The organism is Lysobacter brunescens (assembly GCF_042677005.1).
Classification (GTDB): domain Bacteria; phylum Pseudomonadota; class Gammaproteobacteria; order Xanthomonadales; family Xanthomonadaceae; genus Lysobacter_I; species Lysobacter_I brunescens.
This window is the reverse complement of sequence record NZ_JBHTIF010000001.1, coordinates 1,060,496-1,078,173: the sequence shown is the minus strand read 5'-3', so window position 1 is coordinate 1,078,173 and position 17,678 is coordinate 1,060,496. Positions and strand designations below refer to the sequence as shown.

Genomic DNA, 17,678 nt, shown 5'->3' with positions numbered 1-17,678 from the left:
GCGGCATTCTAGGCCATCGGATCGCGAATCCGGACTTCCCGGGCGCTGCTTTTCGTAGAGCGGAGCTTGCTCCGCTCGCGTCTACGCGCCATGTCGAAGTCACGGCCCATTGCCGTGGCGCCCCCATCTGCACCACAGGTAGGGATAGCCCTCGACATATCCAGCCAGCCCTGCCCGGACTGGATTCTCGATGATGTAGCGCGCCTGACGCTGGAGGTCGTGCTCATGGCGCAGGCGGTGATCGTAGAACCCGGGTTGCCACACGGGTCCGGACCGTCCACAGGCAAGGTTCAAGGCCCGTGCGGACCGAGACTTGAATGCTTGTACGCCGACGCTGAGGTCGACGTCACACAGCTCGATGAGCCAATGCAGGTGGTCGGGCATCAGCACCCAAGCATGGTGCACGAATTGGGTTCCGCTGCCGGCGTGCCGGATTTCCTCGATGACGGCCTGTGCCATGCCTGGATGGCAGAACAGACGCTGGCGAGCAGCGGAGACGGTCGTGATGACGTAATAGGCGCCAGGTTGGGAGTAACGGCCTTTGGTGAGCTTGTGACTGGTCATGCCCCGGAGGATGGAATGACTGGCCTGACGCCACCATCGGGAAACTCCGCATTCGGCTGTGCGCTTGCCTCCGGTGGGAGCGGAGCAAGCTCCGCTCTACATGAACCACTGTGCGGGCCCGCCCGCACCGGGCGCGGCGCGGGCGTCAAATGGCGACATGAAATGTCCGCATGGGAACTGGCCACGGCCCGCACGCCAAGCGCCAGCGTATGGCCCCCGGCTGCGCGTACACTCCGCCTTCCCCGCCCACGGAACCGGCGACGCCATGATCGAACTGCATTACTGGCCCACCCCCAACGCCCACAAGGTCACCCTGCTGCTGGAGGAACTGGTCGATGCCGGCCAGCCGCTGCCGTACACCATCAAGCCGGTGAACATCGGCACGGGCGAGCAGTTCCATCCCGATTTCCTGGCGATCGCGCCGAACAACCGCATGCCGGCGATCGTCGACACCGCACCCGCCGACGACGGCGCCCCGGTCAGCGTGTTCGAATCCGGCGCGATCCTGCTCTACCTGGCCGAAAAGACCGGCCGCTTCCTGCCCCAGGACCTGCGCGGTCGCACGGCGACGCTGGAGTGGCTGTTCTGGCAGATGGCCGGGCTGGGCCCGATGACCGGGCAGTACGGCCATTTCAATGTCTACGCGCCGGAAAAGATCCCCTACGCGATCGATCGCTACACCCGCGAGGCGCACCGCCTGCTCGGCGTGCTCGACAAGCGCCTCGCCGGCCACGCCTTCCTGGTCGGCGACGAGTACACCATCGCCGACATGGCCTGCTACCCGTGGATCAGCCCTTACCGCACGGCGCCGATCGACCTCGACGCGTATCCCGAAGTCCGCCGCTGGTGCGATGCGATCCGCGCGCGCCCGGCGACCCAACGCGCCTATGCGCTGACCAAGCAGGTCAATCCGCAGGCCGGGCAACCGCTCACCGACGAACAACGCCGCACCCTCTTCGGAACTTCCAAGCCATGATGCTCCGCACCCGCACGCTCGCCCTGCTCACCGCCGCAGTGCTCGGCGCCCCCCTGCTGTCCGGTCTCGCCATGCCCCACGCCCACGCCGCCGGCCCCGCGCCGGGCAAGCTCACCCTCGAAGCGATCAACGGCGCCGCGCCGCTGTCCGGCCCGACCCTGGTCAAGCCGCAGATCGCGCCCGACGGTTCGCGCGTGACCTTCCTGCGCGGCAAGGACAAGGACCGCAACCGCCTCGACCTGTGGGCCTTCGACGTGGCCACCGGCACGACCGCGATCCTGGTGGATTCCGCCGACGTGCTGCCCGGCGAGGAAGTGCTGAGCGACGAGGAAAAGGCGCGTCGCGAACGCCAGCGCACCGCCGCGCTGTCGGGCATCGTCGAATACCAGTGGTCGCCGGACGGCAAATCGCTGCTGTTCCCGCTCGGCGGCGAGCTGTACCTGTACGATCTCGCCAAGAGCGGCAAGGAGGCCGTGCGCAAGCTCACCCGCGGCGGCGGCTTCGCCACCGACCCGAAGATCTCGCCGAAGGGCGGCTTCGTCAGCTTCATCCGTGGCCGCAACCTGTGGGCGATCGACCTGGGCAGCGGCGAGGAACTGCAGCTCACCGCCGACGGCAGCGAGACCATCGGCAACGGCGTCGCCGAATTCGTCGCCGACGAGGAAATGGGCCGCCACACCGGCTACTGGTGGGCGCCGGACGATTCGGCGATCGCCTTCGCGCGCATCGACGAAAGCCCGGTGCCGATCCAGAAGCGCTACGAGGTGTATCCCGATCGCACCGAAGTGATCGAACAGCGCTATCCGGCGGCCGGCGACCCGAACGTGACGATCAAGCTCGGCACGATCGCACCGCGCAAGGGCGCGACGCCGTCCTGGATCGACCTCGGCCCGAACCCGGACATCTACCTCGCGCGCGTGCAGTGGCGCGACGCGAAACGCCTGACCTTCCAGCGCCAGTCGCGCGACCAGCGCAGGCTCGAACTGATCGAGGCCACGCTGGCCGACGGCAAGCAGCGCACGCTGGTCACCGAGACCAGCAAGACCTGGGTGCCGCTGCACGACGGCCTGCGCTTCCTCAAGGACGACCGATTCCTGTGGATCAGCGAGCGCAGCGGCTTCGAGCATCTCTACATCGCCAGCGCCGACGGCAAGCAGCTGACCGCGCTGACCTCGGGCGACTGGCCGGTCGACGCCCTGCTCGCGGTGGACCAGGACAAGGGCCTGGTGTATTTCAGCGCCGGCCGCACCGCCGACGGCAAGGCCGACGCGCGCCAGAACCACATCCACGTGGTGCCGCTGGCCGGCGGCGAGATCCGCACCCTGTCCACCGAGCCGGGCATGCACGGCGCCAGCTTCGCGCGCAACGCCAGCGTCTACGTCGACAGCTGGTCGAACACGAACACGCCGCCGCAGATCGTGCTGCATCGCGCCGACGGCACGCGCATCGCCGCGCTGGTCGAGAACGACCCCTCGAAGCCCGACCACGCCTACGCGCCGTATCGCGATGCGCAGCGTCCGATTGAGTTCGGCACGCTCACCGCCGCCGACGGCAGGACGCCGCTGCACTACAACCTGATCAAGCCGACCGGCTTCGACCCGGCGAAGCGCTACCCGGTGGTGGTCTACGTCTACGGCGGCCCGGCCGCGCAGACGGTGACCCAGAGCTGGCCCGGTCGCGGCGACCACTTCTTCAACCAGTACCTCGCGCAGCAGGGCTACGTCGTGTTCTCGCTCGACAACCGCGGCACGCCACGGCGCGGCGCGGCCTTCGGCGGCGCGCTGTACGGCAAGCAGGGCACGGTGGAAGTGGACGACCAGCGCAAGGGCGTCGAATGGCTGCGCGCGCAGCCGTGGGTGGACGGCCAGCGCATCGGCGTCTACGGCTGGTCCAACGGCGGCTACATGACCCTGATGCTGCTGGGCAAGGCGCCGAACGACTACGCCTGCGGCGTGTCCGGCGCGCCGGTGACCGACTGGGCGCTGTACGACACGCACTACACCGAGCGCTACATGGACCATCCGAAGACCAATCCGGCGGGTTACAGGGAAGCGAGCGTGTTCACCCACGTCGCCGGCATCCAGCCCGGCGCGCTGCTGCTGATCCACGGCATGGCCGACGACAACGTGCTGTTCGGCAATTCGACCAAGCTGATGAGCGAGCTGCAGAAGCGCGCGATTCCCTTCGAGCTGATGACCTATCCGGGCGCCAAGCACGGCCTGCGCGGCAACGATGCCCTGCATCGCTATCGCCTGACCGAAGCCTTCTTCGGCCGGTGCCTCAAGCCATGAGCCCGCACGCACCGCCGCCGCTGCCCGCAGGTGCGATGCCGCCCGCGCCACCCGCCGGCCAGCCCGGCTGGTGGCAGCGCAACTGGAAATGGGCGGTGCCGGTGCTGGTCGCCTTCTTCGGCGTGCTGTTCCTCGCGGCGATCGGCCTGTTCGTCTATGGCCTGTTTTCGATGATGGGCTCGTCCGACGTGGCGATGGAGGCCAAGCGCCGCGCGCAGCAGGACCCGCGCGTGATCGAGGCCCTGGGCCAGCCGATCGAACCCGGCTGGTTCATCCAGGGCAACCAGCAGCTCAACGGCCCGAACGGCTCGGCATCGCTGCAGATCCCGCTGGAGGGACCGAAGGCCGATGCCGACCTCTACATCGAAGCGGTCAAGCGCGTCGGCCGCTGGCAGTACCGTACGCTGACCGTGGTGGTCGACGGCCGATCCACCGACATCGACCTGCGCACGCCCGACGAGATCGCCGCCGCGAGCGCGACCGACGAAGAGGATTTCTCGTCGTCTTCCGACGAGAGCCTGTAACACCGTCGCGACTCGCGTCGCTCCAGCAAGCGCTTTGTCGCCTTGTGGGAGCGACGCGAGTCGCGACCATCAACCCCGCGTATCACAGCCGCACGTTCCCGCTGGCACATCGCCACCGGAACACCCGATGTCCCCTCGCCGCCTGCTCCCATCCGCACTGCTCATCGCGCTCGCCGCGCCCGCGCCGACACGCGCCGCCGAGCCGCCCAGCCACGATGAGGCCCGCGACTTCCTGCGCAGCCTGTTCGTGGCGTCCCCGTACCGGCTGAATGCGATCGCGCTGTCGGGCGAGATCCGCTACCGGCTCGCGAGCAACGCATCGCCGACATGGCAACCGCCACGCACTGGGGAACAATCGGTCACGATCGACAACGAAGGCCTGCATGTCTCGATCTGCGCCGACTGCGGCGACGAACCCGCACCATCGGCGGACGCGCTGAAGCATTACCTTTCGCCGAATGCGTGGGTGCGCAGCGACGACCCGCGCATCCGCAGCTTCGCGCGCCAGCACGGGCGCGGACGCTCGGTGCGCACGCGCATGGCCGGCCTGACCGAGGCGGTACGCGCGCACATGAACGGGCCGATCGACTACCGCCACTACGACGATGCGGCGACGGCGCTGGAGAAGCGCAGCGGCGACTGCACCGAGTTCGCGGTGCTGCTCGCCGCCGCAGCCCGCGCGCGCGGCATCCCGACGCGGATCGTGCACGGCATCGCCTATTCCGGACGCTTCGCCGGCCGCGCGCACGTGTTCAGCCCGCATGCCTGGGTGCAGGCCTGGGACGGCAGGCGCTGGACCAGCTACGACGCGGGCTTCGGTCCGTTCGGCGCCGGGCACATCGTGCTGGCGATCGGCGACGGCGACCCGGCCGCGCTGCGCGGCCTCAACCGCGCCACGCGCCAGCTGCGCATCGTCGACGCCGCGCAGATCCGGCGCGACCGCGACACGGCGTCGAACTGACGCCTTCTGTCATCCCGAGCCGCAGGCGAGGGACCTGCTTTTCGATTGATCGGAGAGACGTTTCAAAGCAGGTCCCTCGCCTGCGGCTCGGGATGACAGCAAGGAAACGAATGCGCAGATGACGACGTGCCGGCCCAGGTGCGAACCGGCCCGTCGTGTCGATCCGGAGGAAGATCAGCGACCGCGCATTGTCGATGCGATCACCACCGGCAAGTCCGGCAGCGAGGCGTCGTCGGCGAGGCCGGCGTCCGCCGGATCGTGCACCGCGCCGACGATGCGCACTTCGTCCAGCTCGGCGAGCTGGCTGTCGGGAATCCGCGAACCGGTGGTGGCGCGACCGCGACGCTGCGTCTTGCCTGCATCGGCCTGCGCAGGCAGCGGCGGCACCGAAGTGTCCTGGGGCAAGGCGGCATCGGCAGGATCGTGGATCGCGCCGATGACGAGGATTTCGTCGAGATCACTGGAATTGCGCTCGACGATGCGCGAGCCGGTGGTCGGTTCGGGACGCTCGCTGCGCGGCGCCTTGCGTTCGGCGGGCGTGTCGTCGGCGAACGCCGGGAGCGAAGCGGTGCAGGCGCACAGGGCGATGGCGAGCACGGTGGTGCGTGGCATGGACATGATGGTCTCTCCGGTCATGGATGAATGCATGCGGTGTCGCGCGCTGCCGGCGTGGATCGATCCTGCTGCGCGACGCGCTTCCTGCTGAACGCCGCGCCGGTGGCAACGGGGTTGCGTACCGGTTCGACACGCGCGAGCTTCGGCTCGCACGGATACTGCGGTCTCAGCCGCTGCGCCGTGGCCGCCGCATGCTGTCGTCCGTGACCTTCGGCGCTGTGCCCGCGCCGCGACCGGGGGTAGCGTTGGATCACCTCCGGAGACGTCCCCCATGAAACCGCTCGCCCTTGCCATCGCACTGACCCTCTTCGCGGCCGTGGCCGCACCGCCGGCGTTCGCGCATGCCGCGCCGCCCGCCCCGGCCACTTCCGCCACCAAGGCACCGCCGGCATGGGTCGCCGCCAGCAACGCGCACGCGCAGGTGCTGTTGCGCGCGACCCTGCCCTTCCAGCCCGAACAGGCCTCGTTCTTCGGCATTCCCGGCTACGACGACCAGGTCACCGACCTGCGTCCCGACAACGTCGCACGCGCGCGGCAGGCCACGCTCGCGGCCAGGGCCACCCTGCAGAAGGCGCTGCAGCTGGAGCGCGACCCGGACGTGCGCCAGGACCTGGCGATCATGGTCCAGGCCGCCAACGACAGCGTCGAAGCCAGCCAGATCAACGAGCGCCTGCTGCTGCCCTTCGCCGATGCGCCGCAGCTGGTGTTCCAGGGCGTGCGCGGGCTGCTCTCGGAACAGACGCCGCCGGAACGCCGGGCCAAGGCGCTGACCCGGCTGAAGACCTATGTCGGCATGACGCCGGACACCGTGCCGATCATGACCCTCGCACGGCAGCGCTACGAAGAACGCGCGGGCAACGCCAGGCTGCTGCGCCCGACGAAGCTGGAAGTGGAGCAGGCGCTGGGCAATGCCGAGACCTACGTCGCCGGCATCCGCAAGCTGTTCGCGCAGTACAAAGTGGATGGTGCCGACCCGGCGCTCGACGCGCTCGAAAAGCAGGTCGCCGACTACGTGGCCTGGGTGCGCAGCGACGTGCTGCCGCAGGCGCGCACCGACACCCGCCTGCCGCCCGAACTCTACGCACTGCAGCTCAAGCAGGTGGGCATCGAAATCCCGCCGCAGCTGCTGATCCAGCGCGCGCGCCTGTCGTTCATGGAAACGCGCGCGGCGATGCAGCGCCTGGCGCCGCTGGTCGCGAAGGAGAAGGGATTTGCCGAGACCGACTATCGCAGCGTGATCCGCGCGCTCAAGCGCGACACCATTCCGAACGACCAGCTGGAAACGCGCTACCGCACGGTCATCGACGCGATCGATCCGATCATCCGCCGCGAGGGCATCGTCGACGTGCCGCAGCGGCCGATGGTGATGCGCCTGGGCACCGAGGCGGAGAGCGCGGCGCAGCCGGCACCGCATTTCCTGCCCGCGCCGCTGATCGGCAACACCGGCCAGCAGGGCCAGTTCGTGCTGCCGCTGGGCAACCCCAACCTCGGCGCCAGCGAACGTTTCGACGACTTCAACTTCCCGGCCGTGGCATGGACGCTGTCGGCGCATGAAGGCCGCCCGGGCCACGAGCTGCAGTTCACCGCGATGGTCGAACGCGGCGTGTCGCTGGCGCGCACGCTGTTCGCGTTCAACTCGGTGAACGTGGAAGGCTGGGCGCTGTACGCCGAGGCCGAGATGGTGCCCTACCTCCCGCTGGACGGGCAGCTGGTGGCGCTGCAGTTCCGCCTGCTGCGCGCCGCGCGCGCGATGCTCGACCCGATGCTCAACCTGGGCATGATCGATCGCGAACGCGCCGGCAAGGTGCTCAGCGAGGATGTCGGCCTGTCGCCGGCGATGGTTCGCCAGGAACTGGACCGCTACACCTTCAACGCCCCCGGCCAGGCCGGCAGCTACTTCTACGGCTACGCGCGGATCCTCGAACTGCGTGCGGAAACCGAGCTGGCGCTGGGCGAGAAGTTCGACCGACTCGCCTTCAACAACTTCCTGCTCGACCAGGGCATGTTGCCGCCGGACCTGCTCGCGAAGGCCGTGCGCGAACGCTTCGTGCCGGAGCAGCAGCAAAAGAAACGCTGAGGAGCGCCCCCACCCCAACCCTCCCCCGCATGCGGGGGAGGGAGATTCACGCGCAGCGTGAACGGGAGGGGGCAATGCACTTCCCCCGCATGCGGGAGAGGAAGATCAACGCCGCCACGCCAGCAACGTCACCACGCCCGCGACCAGCCCCCAGAACGCGGAGCCGATGCCGTACAGCGTCAGCCCGGAGGCGGTGACGAGGAAGGTGACCAGCGCTGCTTCGCGGTCGGTCTCCTCGCGCAGCGCGGCGGCGAGGCTGCCACCGATGGTGCCGAGCAAGGCGAGGCCGGCGATGGCGACGATCAGCGCCTTCGGGAACGCGGCGAACAGCGCGGCCACGGTCGCGCCGAACAGGCCGACGAGCACGTAGAACACGCCGGCGGCGACCGACGCCACGTAGCGGCGCGACGGGTCTTCGTGCGCCTCGCGGCCCATGCAGATCGCGGCGGTGATCGCGGCGAGGTTCAGCGCGAACGCACCGAACGGCGCGAGCACGGCGTTGACCACGCCGGTCCAGCCGATGATCGGCGACACCGGCGGCGTGTAGCCGGAGGCACGCATCGCCGCGACGCCGGGCACGTTCTGCGAGGCCATGGTCACGATGAACAGCGGCAGCGCGATCCCGGCGATCGCGGCGAACGACAGCGTGGGCGCGACGAACACCGGGCGCGCCAGTTCCAGCACGAGGCGTTCGGTGTGCATCAGTCCCGCAGTTGCAGCGAAGGCGATGCCGGCGAGCAGGGTGAGGATCACCGCGTAGCGCGGCGAGAACCGGCGCGCGGCCACGTACACGGCGAACATGGTCAGACCCAGGCCGAGGCTGGTCTTCATCACCGCGAACGCTTCCAGTCCGAAGCGCAGCAGGACGCCGGCGAGCATGCCCGAGGCCAACGCCATCGGGATGCGGCTGATCATCCGTTCGAAGACACCCGAGAAACCCGCGACCGCCATCAGCAATGCCGAGAGCAGGAACGCGCCGACCGCATCGGACATCGGCAGGCCGGCGGCGCTGCCGATCAGCATCGCCGCGCCCGGCGTGGACCAGGCGGTGACCACCGGGATGCGATGGCGCAGCGACAGGCCGATGCAGGTGAGCCCCATGCCCAGGCCGAGCGCCCACATCCACGAACTGGTCTGCGCGGGCGTGGCGCCCAGCGACTGCGCTGCCTGGAACACGATGACGACGGAACTGGTGAAACCGACCAGCACGGTAACGAAGCCGGCGGCGATGGCCGACAGCGAGGCATCGCGCATGAGGCTGCGGCGCGGTGGCGCGCTGGAAGGCGTGGCGTCGGCGTTGGTGTCCATGGGCTTCCCTGCGTGCATGGCGAACGGTCGCCGCCGTCAGCGCGGCGCGCGGCCGGGGCTCTGGCCGGCCTGCGGGCGCACGAGCGGCGCGGGCTTCGTCGCCTGCGGGCGCGGCACGCGCAGCGGACGCGAACCGTTGGCCGGGATCGGCTCGAACATCGCCGGATTGAGCAGGTGCAGCGCGTTGCGGCAGTTGAGGAACGGATAGGTGCGCGCGCTGACGGTGTCGGTGATGCGCGTCGGCGACAGGGTCATCGCCTCCATGCGCTGCGATACCGTCGACGCGGGCGCAGCCTGTTTGAGCGCAACGGCGCAGGCGGCGGCCATCGGCGCGGCCTGCGAGGTGCCGCCGAAACTCGATGTGGCCCCGTTGAAGCCCGGCGCGGTGACGAAGGCGCCGGCGGCGTACAGATCGGTCGTCGGACTGCGATTGGTGAAGCAGGTCGGCTTCATCGGCTCGGTCGAGGCTTCGGTGCAGCCGAGGAAGGTGCGCGACGGGCCGTTGAAATCCCAGGTCGCACCGGTGGACAGCGCGGTCGAGATGCAGGCCGGTGCGCTCATCGCATTGCTGTTGCCCTGGTTGCCCGAGGACACCACCACCACCGCACCCAGCGCGCGGAGATTGTTCACCGAGGTCGCCAGCGCCTGGGTCCACGCAGCGCTGTTGTCGCAGTCGCCGGGGAACAGGGTGTCGGTGCCGAGACTGAGGTTCACCGCGTCGATGTCGGGATGGTTCACGGCCAGCCAGTCCAGCGCGGCGACGACATCGGCGGTCGACTGGAAGCGGTTGTTGCGGTCGATCACCTTCACCGCGACCAGCTGCACCTGGGGCAGCGCGCCGCGTGGCGCGACCGTACCATCGCCGCCGATGATGCCGGCGACGTTCGTGCCGTGGCCCTGGTCGTCCTCGGCCGACCCCGTGCCGGACTGGCTGGTGCTGCCGTTCGGGCAGCAGCCGGTGCCGACCGTGCAGAAACAGCGCTCGCCGACGATGCGGCCGGTGAAATCGGCATGGTCGGTGTCGATGCCGGTGTCGACCACGCCGACCTTCATCCCGGCGCCGCCGACGCCCAGCTCGCGGAGCTGATGGACCTGGTTGAGCACCGACGCGTAGTCGGGCTCGCCGCCACCGCTGCCGCCGACATCCAGGTCGACCTTCGCCACGCGCGGATCGCGGTGCAGGCGCGCCAGCGTGGCCGTATCGGCACGCATCGCGAACGCCGGCACGCGCGCGAAGCGGTGCGTCACCCGCGCGCGACCGGCGGCCGGCAGCGCGCGCAGCACGGCGTCGACATCCGGCGCGACCACCGGATGCAGGCGGATGCCTTTCGCCGCCGCGGCCTGCGCGGCCGGGGTCGGCTGCAGCATCACCACGACGCGTGCCTCGCCGTCCTTGCGCGCCTTGGCGAGCGCCTCGGCGGAGACCCCCTGCGCCGAGGCGGCGAGCGGAATGAGGGTCAGGACGGACATGGCCGCGATGGCGATGCGGCGGAACCAAGAAATACCTGCGATGCGACTGCCGTGCATGACCCGACTCCCGGATGACGCGCGCAGCTCAGCGCCCGCGCAGCTTCTTGAACAGCTGGACCGCGCCCAGCACCACGATGCCGAGCAGGATGCCGACCACCGCGTCGAAGGCCATCGACAGCAGCGTGCCGGTCCAGCCGTGCGCATACGGTTCGATGATGTGATGCAGCGCCGGGACGTTGTGGGTGATGATGCCGCCGCCGACGAGGAACATCGCGGCGGTGCCGGCGATCGACAGGAACTTCATCAGCTTCGGCGCGCCCCACAGCAGGAAGCGGCCGACGCCGCGCTGCAGGGCGGCGATGCCCTGGCCCGCGCGGGCGGTGAGGTACACGCCGACGTCGTCGATCTTCACGATCGCACCGACCAGGCCGTACACGCCCACGGTCATCAGCAGCGAGATACCGACGAGCACGCCGAACTGCTTCATGAACGGCTGCGTCGCCACCGTGCCGAGCGAGATCACGATGATCTCGGCCGACAGGATGAAGTCGGTGCGCACCGCGCCTTTGATCTTGTCCTTCTCGAACGCGACCATGTCGACCTGCTCGTCCTTCACCGCGCCGAGCAGTTCGGCGTGGTGCGCTTCATCTTCCTTGCTGCTGTGCAGGAACTTGTGCGCCAGCTTCTCGACGCCCTCGAAGCACAGGAACGCGCCACCGATCATCAGCAGCGGCATCACCAGCGGGATGTTGATGCCGCGCCCGCGCATCCAGACTTCCAGCGCGCTGATCGCCAGCGCCGCCGGGACCAGGATCGCCTTGTTCACCGCCGAGCCCTTGGCCACCGCCCACACCACCGGCAGCTCGCGATCGGCATTCACGCCGGTCACCTGCTGCGCGTTGAGGGCCAGGTCGTCGCCGAGCACGCCGGCGGTCTTCTTGGCCGCCACCTTGGTCATCACCGACACGTCGTCGAGGAGGGTGGCGATATCGTCGAGCAGCGCGAAGAAGCCTGAAGCCATGGGGCGGACATCCGTGGGGAAAAGACCGCGCCATTCTGCCACGGGCGATGCGGCGGTCCCGCGTCGCCCGTGGCCCGGCCCGGCTCAGGACCGGACTCAGCGGTCGGGCGCCCCGCCTTCGATCACCACCCGCGTCGCCGCCGTGCGCGCCCGGGTCGCCGCGCCGTACATCAGCTCGGCCTGCGCCGGTGCCGCCAGGTAGTCGCCGGCGTTGCCGACCCGCGCGAAGTAGTGGACCTCGTGCCGGCCCGCCGGCAGGACCTTGGCGTAGAACTTCGGCGCGCGCGGATCGAGGCGACGGGTGCGGAACCAGCCGGACCCTTCGTCCGACACCGCCTGCAGGTCGACGCCGGCCACGCCGCTCAGGGTGAGGTCGGTGGGGCGCAGGCCACCGGGCACGGCATCGGTGATCGCGACGAAATGCCGGTCGGCGCGGGTGTCGAGGCGCAGGGTCACGCGCACCCAGTCGCCGTCGCGCAGCGATTCGCCCGCCAGCGGCTGCCAGCGGCCGTCGCGCAGCATCCGATACTCGCGCTGCAGGGCGAAGCCGATCGCCGACGCGTTCGCGGCGCGCGCGTCCTCGCTGTAGCGGTATTCGACGCGATAGCTCGCAGGCACGTCGCCGCCAACCTGCGGGGTCAGGCGCAGCGGCTGGCCGGCCTCGCGCGGTTCGATCGCGAGGTCCCAGCGCGGCGGTTCGCCGCCGGGCGCCAGGGCCAGCGTGGTGCGGCGATCGCCCAGCGACAGGTCGAGGGTGACGGGCGTCCGCGTGCCGTCCCGGCCCAGTCCGCGCAGCGCGAGCAGGCAGACCGCGCCGCTCTGGGTGTCGACCTCAGGCACGCCGCCGGCATACAGGTCGCCGAGTCCGGCGATCAGCGCACGCCGCGTCACGGTGTCGGCGAACGAGGGATGACGACGCAGCAGCGCGATCAGTTCGCACTGCTCGCGCAGATCCGAACTCATCCAGCGATCGTGGCGGCCCGGCGCGCGCAGCACGCGCGCTTTGCCGCGCAGCGTGGTGGCGTCGAGCAGGCGTCGCGCGGCGTCGCGGGCCTGCGGATGCCGGCCCGCAGCCATCGCCCGCGCGGCAGCGACCTGCGCCGGCAGCGGCAGTGTCGCGAACTCGCGCCACAGGCCATCGGTGACCGCGAAGCCCGGCTTTTCCTGCGCGGCTGCGGCGAAGGCGACGCGTACACGGGTCACCGGATCGCTGCCGGACGGATGCACCCTGCGCTGCAGGTAACCGTCGGCCTTCGACAGCGCCCGCAGCGGAACGTCGTGGCCCAGGTCGGCCAGCGTGCGCAGCACGCGCACGGTCCAGGCGGTAAGCGGCACGTCGCCGCCGTCGTCGTCGGACGTATCGGCGAAATAGCGGAAGCCACCGTCGCCGGTCTGGAACACCGCGACGTTCGCCAGGGCATCGTCGATGCTGGCGCGCGCGTCGGGGAAGCGCGCGCCCTCGCCGCGCTCCAGCGCGATGGCCGCAGCGACCGCGCGGCTGAGCATCTGCTCCCAGCAGCGATGCGGATAGCGATGCAGGTCGTCGATCCAGCCGTGCACCAGCGCGTCCGCGCCGGGGAGCAGACTCACCGACAGGCGCACGTCGCGCGCGCCCGCCGGCAGCGTCGGCATCGGCAACAGCAGCGGCGAGGCGCCGAGCCAGCCGGCCTGCACGCGCCGCGCGTCGATGCTCGGCGAGGCCAGTTCGATGGCCTGCGACACAGCATCACCATGCGCACCGCCATGCGCATGCGCGGTCGCGACGAGCATGCGTGGCGTCGCTTCGGCCCCGGGCGCAATGTCGAGCACGAATGACGACTGCCCGCGCGCGGCGAGATCGAGCGTGGCGTCGGCCTGCGCACCCAGCGCCTCGACCGCGAGCCGCGCGTCGACGCGCAGCGGCGCATCGCCGCTCTGCCGCACGTTCGCGGTGAGTTCGGCGCGATCGCCCGGATACAGCCGCACCGGCGCATCCAGCCGCGCTTCCAGCGGCAGGCCGACATCGAACATCGCCTCGGCGCGGTCGAAGCCTTCGCCATCGTCCGCGCTCCACGCCACCGCACGCCAGCGCGTCAGGTTGTCCGGCGCGGTCACGGTGAACACGCGTTCCTCGCCCGGCGCCAGGCGCAGGCCGCCCTGCCACAGCGCGGTGTCGGCGAAGGCCCCGCGCACGCGCAGCGCGAGCAGCGCTGGATCCGGCGGCGGTGCGCGCTCGCGGCGGGTTGCGCCGGGGTCCGGTTTGACGATGTAAAGCAGGTCAGCAACGGGCCCGATGTCCTGCGCACGCAGGATCCGCGAGCCGGTCACGGCAATACGATCCAGGTCATCGGTCTCGCCGGCGTATCCCATCCCGGGCGAGGCCGGACTGTCGACTTCACTGGCAGCATCGAACACGACGGGCGGTTCTTCGGGAAAATCGGGCGCCACGACCTCCGTTGATCGCCGAATTTCCGCCTCGCGCAACCGCATCACGGCCCTGGCCGACGCCGGGCCGCGCAGCGATGCCTCGACCTTGGCATCGTCCCAGGGCAGCCAGTGCGTCCACGGCGCCTTGTTCCAGCCCGCGTAGTCGATCACGTGCAGCCGGCCGCGCCAGTCGGCATCGCGACTGCCCAGCCAGGCGGCGCCGTGCGGATCGAAGTCGTCCCAGCGCGCACCCGCGAGCGAGCGCAGGGCATCGTCGAACACGGCCAGTGCGACGGTGCGCGGCGTGGGGCCGTTGTTGCGCACGCGCACCTGCACCGGCTGTCCCGGCTCGGTGCGGATGCGATCGAGCGACAGCGCGACCGCAGGCTTCCTCTCGGGTCGCGGCACATCCACCGCGACGGTGAGCGTCGTGCTGCGCGGTGCCTTGCGCAGGCCTTCGGCATCCACCGGCGCCGGCGCGCGTTCGCGCACGCGCAGGGTCATGTCGACGCGATTGCGGCCGTCGGCGTGGGTCGGCAGGGTCAGTTCGGTTTCGGCGCGGTCGATCGCCAGCGTGCGCGTCGCCAGCACCTCGCCGCCGGCGGACACCACCAGCAGCGCATCGGCGCGCGCATACGGCTGGCGCAGCAGCAGGCGCACCGGCGCGGAGGCGTCAGCCGGTGCCGCGATCACCTCCAGCGCCGACTCGATGGCCGGCGCCTCGCCGCGCGCACCGCGCGCGTTCCACACGTAGCGGGTCAGCACCGCCGGCGCGGCGTCGCCACTGCGCGCGGTGAAGACATAGCGTCCGCTGCGCGTGCGCGGCACGTCGCAGGGCGCGGGCGTGCCGGCGACGAGCGTGCAGGTCGCCACCGGCTCGTCCTGCGTCGTGCCGTCGACTTGTTCGCTACGGCGCACCACAGTCACGGTGATCGTCTCGCCCGGCACGGCGGTGCCATCGGCCGCGACCAGCACGGCGTCCAGGCGCAGCGGCGTCGCGGCATCGAACCACGCCGGCAGCAGGCGCAGGCCGACGTAGCGCGCATGCCGCGCGTAATGCACGGTCGCGCCGTTGCTGACCACCGGCTCGCGACCGGCGAGGGCGATTTCCGCAGTCGTCTGCAGCCGGGCGAAGGCGGGCGGCTGCGCTGGCGTCTCGGCCTCGTCATCCACGAAGGCCACCGGAATCTCGACGCGCGCGCGGCCGTCGGCATCGAGCGTGCCCGTCGCCGCTGCAGGCGGCGCGAAGCGCGCATGCACATCGTCCGCCGAGGCATCGAGGAAGGCGTAATCGGCGAAGGCCGGATAGGCATCGGCCGGCGATGCTGCTTCCATGAACGTGCGCACGCGGCGGATCTCCGCGCCGCTGGCGGCACCGCCGGACCAGTAGCCGGCCTCGATGTCGAGCGCGATGCGATCGCCGTCGCGCACCAGCGGTGTCGTGGTCTCGGCCTGCGCCCAGAGGTCCTGCGCGCGGAAGGTGCCGACGAAGATGCAGGCGGCGTGCTCGCCTTCGTCGAGCCGGAAACAGTAGTCGCCGTCCACGGTCTGCGAGGGCAGGACGAATTCGCCGGCGAACGCGCCGCCGTCATCGAGCGTGCCGCGCCAGGTCAGCAGTTCGGTGCGCTGGGCGTCCGACACCAGCGACAGTGCGACCGCCTTGTCCTCGGGACGCAGCAGGCGCCCGCCGCGCCCCACGCGCACCCAGCCGTGGAAGCGCACGGTGTCGCCGGCACGGTACAGCGGCCGGTCGGTGGCGACGAACAGACGCGGACGCGTCGTGGAGACGCGGGCCAGTCCGCCATTGCCATCCTCGCCCAGATGCAGCACCGCGCGCCGCGCGCGGTCGGTCGCACGCAGGAACCACGAAGCCGGCGGCGTGCCGCGCGTCTTCGGCGCGCGCGCGAAATCGGCGGGCAGGACCAGGCGGGCGACGCCGTCGCGGCCGGTGCGCGCGGTGCCGACCACGGTCTCGGTCGGCATCGACGCCGGATCCTCCTTGGCGGCCGGCGCGAGCCGGACCAGTTCGACCTCGACCCCGTCCAGCGATCGGCTGTCGTCCCAGTCCAGCGCCCAGGCCACGACTTCGCTCCCGGCGACCTGCGCACCGAGGTCGAACTGCGGCGCGGCCATCCGCAGCGCCTCCCAGGAATGCGGGCCGAGCTGCCAGCGCAGCGTGCCGCCTTCGCCCAGGGTGCGCCGCGCGGATGCGGAAACGGCGGTCGCCGCGGTGCCGCGCGTCGAGGCGATGCCCAGGCGCTCGCGGAGCGGACCGGCGCCGAGGCCGTCGATGTCCAGGGTCAGCGCGGGTGCGTTCACCGCCTCGATGCCGGCGCGGTCGGGATCGCCCAGCAACCAGCGTGTCGCGGGCGCGCGCAGGGCCGGGCGCGGTGCGCCGGTGCGGAGCTCGACCCGCGTCGGCGCGGACAGGCGGCGTGCATCGACATCGCGCAGGCCGCCGTCGATGTCGAAGGCGATACGGGTATCCGGCGCGTCGATCACGAGGGAGGCGACATCGCCATCGCCCTGCGACACGCGCGCGTCTGACTCGACCGGCGCAGAAGCCGTCACCCAGCGCGACAAGACAACGCCGGTCGGCAGCGCGGCGACGAACGCCGCACGCGCGTCGGCCTGCAGCGTCGCCGAGAAATGGATCGCGATCGATCGGCCGGGCACGCAGTCCAGCGACAGGCCGTCCGCTGGCTGGAGGTCGCGCGCCTCGCGCTCGCGGGACGCACAGGTGGCCGCACGCACGCGGAACGGTTCGGCATGGCGGAACAGCAGGAGGCGCCCGGGTTCGTCCGACGGCAGCGGGCCGGCGCTGGAGCGCAGGCCCGCATCGGCCACCACATCAATGACCGCATCGGTCGGCAGATCCGGCGGCAGCGTGACTGCGAAACGCGGCCGTTCCCTGCCGTTCCAGTGCCGCCGCCCGGGCAGCGGCGAGACGCGCAGGCCGCGCCAGATGCGTTCGCCGTCGCCCAGCGACAGGACCCGGGCCACTGCTTCGGCGGTCATCGGCAGGTTGCCTTCGAGCACCAGCGACGGCACGCCGGCCTTCCAGTCCGTGACACTCGCGTCCAGTTCGGGGCGTTCCGTCTCCACGGTCAGCACCACGGCGCCGAGCGGCTTGCCCGAGGCGGTCTGCAGTCCGGGCGCGAGGCGGATCGTCAGCCGCGTGGCCGGCGGCAGAGGCTTGCCGCCCGCGACCGTGCAGCCGATTTCGGTGTCGTCGGACCAGTGGCAGTCGAGGGCGAGGGCCGGTTCGACGCGGAGGCCGGTCACCGGCTGGTTGTCGAGCGCGAGCATCGGCTCGGGGAATTCGAGGGAGAAGCCGTCGTCCTCGACGTCGACCTGAATGCCGCGCGTGGGGTCTGCGGCCAGTCCCTTAACCGGCAGCACCATCGCCGGCAGGCACAGCGCGGCCAGCAGCATTCCTCGTCCGAGTCGTCGCATCGCATCCCC

General features: G+C 70.8%; 11 protein-coding genes. 5 read left to right on the top strand and 6 right to left on the bottom strand.

All coding sequences use genetic code 11. The features are described 5' to 3' along the window. Positions 1-99 precede the first annotated feature (99 nt). Positions 100-564, bottom strand: coding sequence for an REP-associated tyrosine transposase (locus tag ACFQ0E_RS04575; protein WP_386822504.1), 465 nt, complete (start codon positions 562-564; stop codon positions 100-102). A 265-nt stretch (positions 565-829) separates the two neighbouring features. Here ACFQ0E_RS04575 and ACFQ0E_RS04570 point away from each other — a divergent pair, with 265 nt between their 5' ends. The 4 genes from ACFQ0E_RS04570 to ACFQ0E_RS04555 all read left to right on the top strand — a co-directional run bounded on the left by ACFQ0E_RS04570 (position 830) and on the right by ACFQ0E_RS04555 (position 5,316). Next, on the top strand, positions 830-1,540 hold the full coding sequence (locus tag ACFQ0E_RS04570) for a glutathione S-transferase C-terminal domain-containing protein (RefSeq protein ID WP_386822503.1): 711 nt from the start codon (positions 830-832) through the stop codon (positions 1,538-1,540). 71 nt (positions 1,541-1,611) lie between these two features. After that, complete coding sequence (locus ACFQ0E_RS04565; protein ID WP_386824028.1) at positions 1,612-3,831, top strand: S9 family peptidase; 2,220 nt, start codon at positions 1,612-1,614, stop codon at positions 3,829-3,831. Continuing rightward, entirely contained in the window at positions 3,828-4,355 is a 528-nt protein-coding gene (locus tag ACFQ0E_RS04560; RefSeq protein WP_386822502.1) for a cytochrome c oxidase assembly factor Coa1 family protein, read from the top strand. The genes ACFQ0E_RS04565 and ACFQ0E_RS04560 overlap by 4 nt, the downstream gene beginning before the upstream one ends. A gap of 127 nt (positions 4,356-4,482) precedes the next feature. After that, positions 4,483-5,316, top strand: a complete 834-nt coding sequence (locus ACFQ0E_RS04555) for a transglutaminase-like domain-containing protein (protein WP_386822501.1) — start codon at positions 4,483-4,485, stop codon at positions 5,314-5,316. Positions 5,317-5,490: 174 nt separating this feature from the next. Here ACFQ0E_RS04555 and ACFQ0E_RS04550 read toward each other — a convergent pair whose 3' ends face one another. After that, positions 5,491-5,934, bottom strand: a complete 444-nt coding sequence (locus tag ACFQ0E_RS04550) for a hypothetical protein (protein ID WP_386822500.1) — start codon at positions 5,932-5,934, stop codon at positions 5,491-5,493. A gap of 268 nt (positions 5,935-6,202) precedes the next feature. Here ACFQ0E_RS04550 and ACFQ0E_RS04545 point away from each other — a divergent pair, with 268 nt between their 5' ends. Further along, a complete protein-coding gene (locus tag ACFQ0E_RS04545; protein WP_386822499.1) occupies positions 6,203-8,008 on the top strand; it encodes a DUF885 domain-containing protein in 1,806 nt (601 codons plus the stop codon). 105 nt (positions 8,009-8,113) lie between these two features. Here ACFQ0E_RS04545 and ACFQ0E_RS04540 read toward each other — a convergent pair whose 3' ends face one another. The 4 genes from ACFQ0E_RS04540 to ACFQ0E_RS04525 all read right to left on the bottom strand — a co-directional run bounded on the left by ACFQ0E_RS04540 (position 8,114) and on the right by ACFQ0E_RS04525 (position 17,648). Continuing rightward, positions 8,114-9,316 carry a benzoate/H(+) symporter BenE family transporter gene (locus ACFQ0E_RS04540; protein ID WP_386822498.1) on the bottom strand — a complete coding sequence of 401 codons (1,203 nt, stop codon included), beginning with the start codon at positions 9,314-9,316 and terminating at the stop codon, positions 8,114-8,116. A 36-nt stretch (positions 9,317-9,352) separates the two neighbouring features. Next, positions 9,353-10,786, bottom strand: a complete 1,434-nt coding sequence (locus ACFQ0E_RS04535; RefSeq protein ID WP_386822497.1) for a S8 family peptidase — start codon at positions 10,784-10,786, stop codon at positions 9,353-9,355. Between the two features lie 85 nt (positions 10,787-10,871). After that, positions 10,872-11,807 carry a DUF808 domain-containing protein gene (locus ACFQ0E_RS04530; protein WP_386822496.1) on the bottom strand — a complete coding sequence of 312 codons (936 nt, stop codon included), beginning with the start codon at positions 11,805-11,807 and terminating at the stop codon, positions 10,872-10,874. A gap of 96 nt (positions 11,808-11,903) precedes the next feature. Further along, positions 11,904-17,648: an alpha-2-macroglobulin family protein gene (locus tag ACFQ0E_RS04525; RefSeq protein ID WP_386822495.1), complete on the bottom strand. Its 5,745-nt coding sequence runs from the start codon at positions 17,646-17,648 to the stop codon at positions 11,904-11,906. Between the last annotated feature and the right edge of the window lie 30 nt (positions 17,649-17,678).